General features: G+C 41.5%; 11 protein-coding genes. 7 read left to right on the forward strand and 4 right to left on the reverse strand.

The window, feature by feature from the left end; all coding sequences use genetic code 11:
• Positions 1 to 26 precede the first annotated feature (26 nt).
• Entirely contained in the window at positions 27 to 1751 is a 1725-nt protein-coding gene (gene ptsI / locus A9260_RS14185) for a phosphoenolpyruvate-protein phosphotransferase PtsI (protein WP_068700047.1), read from the forward strand.
• A gap of 40 nt (positions 1752 to 1791) precedes the next feature.
• Positions 1792 to 2301, forward strand: coding sequence for a PTS glucose transporter subunit IIA (gene crr, locus A9260_RS14190; protein WP_068700049.1), 510 nt, complete (start codon positions 1792 to 1794; stop codon positions 2299 to 2301).
• A gap of 91 nt (positions 2302 to 2392) precedes the next feature.
• On the opposite strand, the gene A9260_RS14195 is transcribed toward crr, so the two are convergent.
• Complete coding sequence (locus tag A9260_RS14195) at positions 2393 to 3301, reverse strand: Dyp-type peroxidase (RefSeq protein ID WP_068700051.1); 909 nt, start codon at positions 3299 to 3301, stop codon at positions 2393 to 2395.
• 90 nt (positions 3302 to 3391) lie between these two features.
• Positions 3392 to 3841: a DUF2919 domain-containing protein gene (locus A9260_RS14200; RefSeq protein WP_068700052.1), complete on the reverse strand. Its 450-nt coding sequence runs from the start codon at positions 3839 to 3841 to the stop codon at positions 3392 to 3394.
• Positions 3842 to 3918: 77 nt separating this feature from the next.
• Here A9260_RS14200 and A9260_RS14205 point away from each other — a divergent pair, with 77 nt between their 5' ends.
• Positions 3919 to 4260, forward strand: a complete 342-nt coding sequence (locus tag A9260_RS14205; RefSeq protein ID WP_068700054.1) for a DUF2956 domain-containing protein — start codon at positions 3919 to 3921, stop codon at positions 4258 to 4260.
• Between the two features lie 61 nt (positions 4261 to 4321).
• On the opposite strand, the gene A9260_RS14210 is transcribed toward A9260_RS14205, so the two are convergent.
• Positions 4322 to 4600: a winged helix-turn-helix domain-containing protein gene (locus A9260_RS14210; protein ID WP_068700070.1), complete on the reverse strand. Its 279-nt coding sequence runs from the start codon at positions 4598 to 4600 to the stop codon at positions 4322 to 4324.
• A 217-nt stretch (positions 4601 to 4817) separates the two neighbouring features.
• On the opposite strand from A9260_RS14210, the gene A9260_RS14215 reads away from it, so the two are divergent.
• Genes A9260_RS14215 through A9260_RS14230 form a run of 4 tightly spaced genes read left to right on the forward strand, consistent with a single transcriptional unit; the run spans position 4818 to position 7271 of the window.
• Positions 4818 to 5168, forward strand: coding sequence for an ArsC family reductase (locus A9260_RS14215; protein ID WP_068700056.1), 351 nt, complete (start codon positions 4818 to 4820; stop codon positions 5166 to 5168).
• A gap of 25 nt (positions 5169 to 5193) precedes the next feature.
• Entirely contained in the window at positions 5194 to 6330 is a 1137-nt protein-coding gene (gene dapE, locus A9260_RS14220; RefSeq protein ID WP_068700058.1) for a succinyl-diaminopimelate desuccinylase, read from the forward strand.
• Position 6331: 1 nt separating this feature from the next.
• Positions 6332 to 7027 (forward strand): M15 family metallopeptidase, encoded by a 696-nt coding sequence (locus tag A9260_RS14225; RefSeq protein ID WP_068700060.1) that lies wholly within the window; start codon positions 6332 to 6334, stop codon positions 7025 to 7027.
• 13 nt (positions 7028 to 7040) lie between these two features.
• Positions 7041 to 7271 (forward strand): DUF2897 family protein, encoded by a 231-nt coding sequence (locus tag A9260_RS14230; RefSeq protein ID WP_068700062.1) that lies wholly within the window; start codon positions 7041 to 7043, stop codon positions 7269 to 7271.
• Positions 7272 to 7399: 128 nt separating this feature from the next.
• Here A9260_RS14230 and A9260_RS14235 read toward each other — a convergent pair.
• Positions 7400 to 7666, reverse strand: a 267-nt coding sequence (locus tag A9260_RS14235) for a transposase (RefSeq protein WP_197485277.1), incomplete at its 5' end; no start/stop codon positions are given.

Raw genomic sequence — 7666 nt, forward strand, 5'->3', positions numbered from 1 at the left:
ACTTATGACCAAGTTAAGGTAAAGCTATGATCTCAGGCATTCTAGCGTCTCCAGGTATTGCTTTTGGTAAAGCACTACTACTTCAAGAAGATGAAATCGTTCTAAACAAAAACAAAATCTCTGCCGACCAAGTAGAAGCTGAAGTACAGCGTTTTTATGATGCTCGTAACAAATCAGCGGCTCAACTTGAAATCGTCAGACAAAAAGCTCTAGAAACTTTCGGTGAAGAAAAAGAAGCGATCTTTGAAGGTCACATTATGCTTCTTGAAGATGAAGAACTGGAAGAAGAGATTCTTACTCTTATCAAGGGCGATAAGCTTTCTGCAGACTTTGCAATTTACTCAGTAATCGAAGAACAAGCGGTAGCGCTTGAGTCTTTAGATGACGAATACTTAAAAGAACGTGCAACTGACATTCGTGATATCGGCACTCGCTTTGTAAAAAATGCGCTTGGTATCAACATTGTATCTCTAGCGGATATCAATGAAGAAGTCATCCTTGTTGCTTACGATCTTACTCCCTCTGAAACAGCGCAAATTAATCTAGATTACGTTCTTGGTTTTGCCTGTGACATTGGCGGCCGTACGTCTCATACCTCAATCATGGCGCGCTCACTTGAGCTTCCTGCAATTGTGGGTACTAACGACATCACTAAACAAGTGAAAAACGGCGACATGCTTATTCTGGATGCGATGAATAATAAAATCATCATCAATCCAACTGAAGCTGAACTAACAGAAGCTCAGCAAATTCGTGATCAATTCATAGCTGATAAAGCTGAACTTGCGAAACTAAAAGACTTGCCAGCCATTACTCTTGATGGCCATCAAGTAGAAGTATGTGGCAACATTGGTACTGTTAAAGATTGTGACGGTATTGTTCGCAACGGTGGTGAAGGTGTTGGTCTTTACCGTACTGAATTCCTATTTATGGATCGTACAGCACTGCCTACTGAAGAAGAACAGTACCAAGCGTATAAAGAAGTCGCAGAATCTGTAAATGGCCACACTGTGATTATCCGTACTATGGATATTGGCGGTGATAAAGATCTACCTTATATGGATCTACCACAAGAAATGAACCCATTTCTTGGCTGGCGTGCTATCCGTATCAGCTTAGATCGTCGTGAAATTTTACGTGATCAGCTGCGTGGTATCCTTCGTGCATCAGCACACGGTACACTACGCATCATGTTCCCTATGATTATTTCTGTTGAAGAAATCCGTGAACTGAAAGCCGCTATCGAAGAGTACAAAGCAGAACTTCGCTCTGAAGGTCTGGCTTTTGATGAAGAAATTGAAATTGGCGTGATGGTAGAAACTCCTGCCGCAGCTGCAATTGCTCATCACCTAGCAAAAGAAGTTTCTTTCTTTAGTATTGGTACAAATGACTTAACTCAGTATACTCTAGCAGTAGACCGTGGTAATGAGCTTATTTCTCATCTATACAATCCACTATCACCAGCAGTACTTACTGTTATTAAACAGGTGATTGACGCTTCTCACAAGGAAGGTAAGTGGACTGGAATGTGTGGTGAATTAGCGGGCGATGAACGCGCAACACTTCTTCTACTAGGTATGGGTCTAGATGAGTTCTCAATGAGCGGCATCTCTATCCCTGCAGTGAAGAAAGTAATTCGTAATGCAAATTTCTCAGAAGTAAAAGCAATGGCAGAGGAAGCTCTGCAAATGCCAACTGCTGCAGAAATTGAAGCGCACGTAGCGAAATTTATCGCGGATAAAACAAACTAATAATATAATTTAATAGATATAAACTGCTTAGGAGCATGTAATGGGTCTGTTTGACAAACTTAAGAAGCTGGTATCGGACGAAGGCAACACTGCAGGTTCAATCGAAATCATTTCACCTCTTTCTGGTGAGATCGTTAACATTGAAGATGTGCCAGATGTAGTTTTCGCTGAAAAAATCGTTGGTGACGGCATCGCTATCAAACCAACAGGCAACAAAATTGTTGCTCCAGTGAATGGTACTATTGGTAAGATTTTTGAAACCAACCATGCGTTCTCTATCGAATCTACTGACGGTATCGAACTATTCGTTCACTTCGGTATTGATACTGTTGAACTGAAGGGTGAAGGTTTCACTCGCATCGGTTCTGAAGGCCAAGAAGTAAAAGCTGGCGACACTATCATTGAGTTTGACCTTGCATTCCTAGAAGAGAAAGCAAAATCGACTCTAACTCCAGTTGTTATTTCTAACATGGACGAAATCAAAGAGCTTAATAAGCTTTCTGGTGCTGTTACTGTTGGTGAAACTCCAGTACTACGCGTAACTAAGTAATTACTACTTAGATTCAAGCGAATAAAAACGCAGCCATTGGCTGCGTTTTTTTATACCTAAAATAAAGCGACTGTACCGTATTAAGCAAAACTTAAACGATAGCAAGGCTCTTAAGCATGTTATCACTAGGTGCAAAGAAGTATGCGCCTGTCACTGCTTTAGTGTATTCAAGAAGTTGGTCAGTTTCGCCGTCGACTTGACCGTACATGCTTTCTAACATCGCAGTGAAGTTGTGCAGCGTATGACAGTAAGCAATGAACAGCAGACCATGTTCCGCTGACACTGTGCCGTATGGCAAGCTATGGCGAACAATCTTAAGTCCTTTACCTTCTTCTTTAATATCAACACGTCCTACGTGAGAGTGTGCTGCGACATCATCAAGCTCGATAGAGTCTTCTTTAGTGCGACCAATGATTTTCTCTTGTTGTTTAACTGAAAGCGCATTCCATGCTGGTAATGAATGTTCAAAACGCTGAACCATCACATAACTACCACCAGCAAACGGACCGTCAGCGACTAATGCCACTTCCGTTCTGTCGGCTGCGCCTGCAGGGTTTTCAGTGCCATCAATAAAGCCCGTCATATCACGAGAATCAAGGTAGCGGTATGAATACGTCTCATCAACGATAACGGCATCTTCAGAGATTTCTAGCATCAGTTTACGCAGCAAGAAAAAGTGCAGATCATGACGAGTAGAGTGACAATGCAACAAGATGTCAGCTTCTGTTGTTGGCGCTACTTTGTCATTGCACTCAAGAACTGGAAATGGAATTAGCTCACTTGGCAATTCTTCGTTTAAGCTACTAGCCCAAAACTGGTGTGAAAATGCCACACTGGTGGCTAAGTTTGCACCAGGTTGATTAGAGTTTATGTCACCTACCCACTCAGCTACTTGCTGTAACGCTTTTAATACTTTGTTTTTATCGCCAGTCGCCTTTATAAGAACATATAAGGCAAATGGGTTCGGCTCTGGAACTATCGCGGCTTGAGGTTGAATCATGTTTACTCCATCCAAACTAATTATAAAAATATTGAGGTTTGTACCAATCACAATGCGTCATTAAGTTTTATTTATTGACTACGATTAGTATTAATGACCTTTAAAGCAATCTTTCACTCGTCGACTATTAAATAGATAGATAATAATCCAACTTAATCCGACAACTGATAGCGATCCACCCCAACTAAATTGGCCATGCTGTAGTGAAATATAATACAGCTCAAAAGACAGCTGCACTATCGCAATTAAAACGGTGACTGGGCGTCCAAGCTTAATGAGCTTGTTTAACCACTGTCGATCTGGAGAACGTAATTCCATTACCCACATCAATAACAGGCAGGGAACTCCCATCGCCATTATGGTGTATAAACCAGAAGAATTCGGATAGATCATTGCTAAGATATCGCTACCTTTATCTCGGGTCGCAGCGGCCATAACAAAAACTATCCATCCCCTAGCTAAAAATAGCCAACATAGCCATAACCAGTAGGGTGCCTTAAGGTAGCCATTTTTATCATACTCTTCAATTAAGTAGCGCACACTGTCCACTTTCTCTTGAGGTAATTATTTACATTTAAAGGCATAATTAATGTTATCACTTTACTTACTAAATATTTATGAAGAAGAACAATACGTCAGTTTCAACGCAGACTCAGCAACAAGCCATGCAAGTTGCAAAATCGACTCAAAAACCAGGGCAAACAAAAGAGCAAACTAAGCTTATTGCGCAAGGTATTGAAAAAGGCATTGCTGAATACAAAAAACGTGAAAAGCAAAAATCCCGCGATGCGAGTAAATTCAAAAAGAAAGAGCTTAAGAAAAAGCAAAGCACTTCTCAAGCAGAGATCACCGAAGTAGACGAAAAAACGCCTTCAGAGACAAACTCGCGATTACCTTGGGTACTATTGTTGGTCAGCTGGCTTGGTTTTATTGGTTACACTGTGCTCATTGCGCATTAAAGCCCGTTTAAAAACAACTAAAGCACTAATATACAGCAACTTAGAGCACTTATGCTGAAAGCTAATTTAGGTGAGAATATATCTTTTCGGTATTTTCTATCACCCACTCTTCATCAAGTGCCCCCCAATCTAACAGCTGATAATAGCCGTCATTATGGCGGCGACCATCTTGAATAAAAGACAAGGTGACACCTAGCCCAGGTAGAGCCTTTAACACATCCTGAATAGTGCGACGTGGCCAACCTGTGTGTTCGACTAATCTAGGTACATTAGGGCGCTCAATACTTGCTATCAAATAGGTAATATATAAGCGACGAGCAAAAACAGGATTTAGTTCCACTACCACCTCCAAAACGGTTTCATCAATTATTGTCATTATCACCAAGCAAGACTTGAGTCTGATCAAACAACATCAATTTATCCCTTTATTGACGGCAATTTATCCTTATCTAAGTAACGAAGCCATCCTCAGCCCGAGTTAGGGATACACCCCAACAGATTTGTTTGATAGGATTCAAAGTTATATAAATCAATAACTCGCGCACTAAGGACAGACAATGAGCGTAATTATGTATGGTATCCCCAATTGTGACACCATAAAGAAAGCAAAGAAGTGGCTTCAAGAACATCAAATCGAATTTACTTTTCATGACTACCGTAAGCAAGGCATCACACCTGAGCTTGTTGGTGAATTTTGCGATCACTTTGGTTGGGAGTTAGTGCTTAATAAGCGCGGCACAACTTATCGTCAGCTGTCTGATGAGCAAAAACAGTCTCTCAATCATGACTTGGCTATTTCACTCCTTGTAGAACAACCTGCAATGATTAAACGTCCTATTATCCGTATTGGCGACATGCTACATCTCGGCTTCAAAGCGGACCAATACCATAATATTTTTCACGTTTAACTCTATCTCTTATTAAGGAATTAGGATGAATTCAAGTCCAGTTTTAGAACTCGCTATTGACCTACTTAGTCGCCAATCTGTTACCCCTGAAGATGCCGGTTGCCAACCTCTAATGATTGAGCGCCTTAAAGCACTCGGCTTTGAAATTGAAGTAATGCACTTTGACGACACCCTGAACCTTTGGGCTCGTAAGGGTACGCAAGCTCCCCTATTTGCTTTTGCCGGACATACCGATGTAGTACCTGTTGGCAACCTTGCAGATTGGAACACGCCACCGTTTGAACCTACGTTAAAAGATGGCTATTTATACGCTCGTGGCGCGGCAGATATGAAAGGCTCACTTGCTTCAATGGTCGTGGCAGTTGAACGCTTTATTGCTGAAAACCCTGATCATACCGGCTCAATTGCGTTTCTCATCACCTCCGATGAAGAAGGTCCATTTATCAATGGTACAACTCGAGTTGTTGACACGCTGGTAGCACGTAACGAAATTATCGATATGTGTATCGTCGGCGAACCTTCAAGTACCGAATACGTGGGTGATATCGTCAAAAATGGTCGCCGTGGCTCGTTTACTGGTGAGCTTACCGTTAAAGGTATACAAGGCCATGTGGCTTACCCTCATATCGCAAAGAACCCTATTCACCTTGCGCTACCTGCGATGGCAGAGCTAAGCCAGATTGAATGGGACAATGGTAATGAGTTCTTCCCGCCAACAAGCTTTCAGTTCCCGAATTTAAACTCAGGTACTGGCGCAAGCAATGTTATTCCCGGAGAATTGCACGCCATGTTTAACCTAAGATACAGCACTGAAATTGACCACGAACAGATTAAACAGCGCGTGTATCAAGTATTAGATAAATACGATTTTGACTACGACCTAAAATGGACACTTAACGGCGAACCTTTCTTAACCGATACGGGCGATCTGCTGACTGCGGTTGTTGACGCGGTTGAAAAAGTAAATGGCAAAGCGCCACAGCTATTAACTACGGGTGGCACATCTGATGGTCGATTTATCGCGAAGATGGGCACACACGTCATTGAATTAGGCCCTGTTAACGCCACCATACACAAAGTGAATGAGTGCGTTAAAGCCGAAGATCTCGACCTACTTGCTGATATGTACCAAAACGTATTAGTGAATTTATTAGGAAAATAATATGCCTGACACTAGCGATTGGACCCAGGAACAACTCACCGGTCTAAGTGATTCTCACCTAACCTCTATTATTCTCAATGAGCGTAATGTGATGGTTCATAAACAGGTAAAAGAAGCACTGTTATCGCTAGTGACTCAAGCAAGAAAACAAGGTTTTGATGTTGGTATTGCCAGCAGTTTTCGCGACTTTAAACGCCAGCAACTCATCTGGAACAATAAGTATCTAGGCACTCGCCCACTGCTCGATAGTAATGGGCAAGTACTTAATGCTAATAGCCTATCCGATGAACAGCGCATTCACGCTATTTTAAGATGGTCTGCCCTACCCGGTGCCAGTCGTCATCATTGGGGATGCGATTTTGATCTTTACGCGATTAACTTATTACCAGCCGATGTTTCTTTGCAACTTGAACCTTGGGAATATTTAACAGGTCATCAAGCGCCTTTTTATCAGTGGTTAATGACTCACGCAAAATCACTGGGCTTCTTTTTCCCTTATGCGGAAGATAAAGGGGGCGTTGCTGTTGAGCCTTGGCACCTTAGCCATAAAGCTGTTGCGACAAACGCTTTAGCTACGTTTAATTGCCAAATGCTCTCTGATACCTTAAACACTCACCCCATTGAAGGTAATGCACAGGTATTAAAGCACCTTGATAGCATCTACACTCAATACGTGAGTAATATTTCGACTTTGTAGGATAAACCTCTCTATGTTCCTTGAATTTTTATTTAACCCTTGGGTTATCATTATTATTGTTGTCAGTGTCGTAGCAGGTAATATCGCAGCTCTAAAATACACCGCTAACATGAAGGTTGGCACTATGTCTAAAACACAAAAAGACGACATAGACAGGCTTAAACAGTTAGATGAAGAGCGCCAAAAGCAAAGCAAGCAACAAGCCAATGAAAAAAGCCCAGATGAGCCTGATGATTTAAAATAAACTCTAAAAATAGCGTTTAATAAACAAAAAAAGAGCACTTAATAAGTGCTCTTTTCTATTTAATAAGATGTTAGCGCAAAATCATTTGCGCTAACACGAGGCTGTAACAGATTCTGTGTAACTGACATTTAGTTTATGTGCTTCTCGACACGGTCTTCGAACTCGATGATAAATCGACTCATCGCCTGACGCCAGTTTTGAATGGGCATAGTCCATTTTTTACTGGCATCTTTAATCGCTAGATAAACCATCTTAGTTGCCGCTTCATCATTTGGGAAGATTTTACGCTTCTTCAAAGCCTTACGTATCACGCTGTTGAGTGATTCAATCGCATTGGTTGTGTAAATTGCTTTTCGAATATCTTGCGGGTAGTTAAATAGCGTATTCAAGTTTTG

It is taken from the genome of Vibrio sp. UCD-FRSSP16_30 (genome assembly GCF_001676025.1).
GTDB lineage: Bacteria > Pseudomonadota > Gammaproteobacteria > Enterobacterales > Vibrionaceae > Vibrio.

Excerpts from the sequence above, each read along its gene's own strand:
- dapE (WP_068700058.1), top strand. The coding sequence starts at position 5,194 with ATGAATTCAAGTCCAGTTTTAGAACTCGCTATTGACCTACTTAGTCGC.
- A9260_RS14205 (WP_068700054.1), top strand. The coding sequence starts at position 3,919 with ATGAAGAAGAACAATACGTCAGTTTCAACGCAGACTCAGCAACAAGCC.
- A9260_RS14230 (WP_068700062.1), top strand. The coding sequence starts at position 7,041 with ATGTTCCTTGAATTTTTATTTAACCCTTGGGTTATCATTATTATTGTT.
- crr (WP_068700049.1), top strand. The coding sequence starts at position 1,792 with ATGGGTCTGTTTGACAAACTTAAGAAGCTGGTATCGGACGAAGGCAAC.
- ptsI (WP_068700047.1), top strand. The coding sequence starts at position 27 with ATGATCTCAGGCATTCTAGCGTCTCCAGGTATTGCTTTTGGTAAAGCA.
- A9260_RS14195 (WP_068700051.1), bottom strand. The coding sequence starts at position 3,301 with ATGATTCAACCTCAAGCCGCGATAGTTCCAGAGCCGAACCCATTTGCC.
- A9260_RS14225 (WP_068700060.1), top strand. The coding sequence starts at position 6,332 with ATGCCTGACACTAGCGATTGGACCCAGGAACAACTCACCGGTCTAAGT.
- A9260_RS14215 (WP_068700056.1), top strand. The coding sequence starts at position 4,818 with ATGAGCGTAATTATGTATGGTATCCCCAATTGTGACACCATAAAGAAA.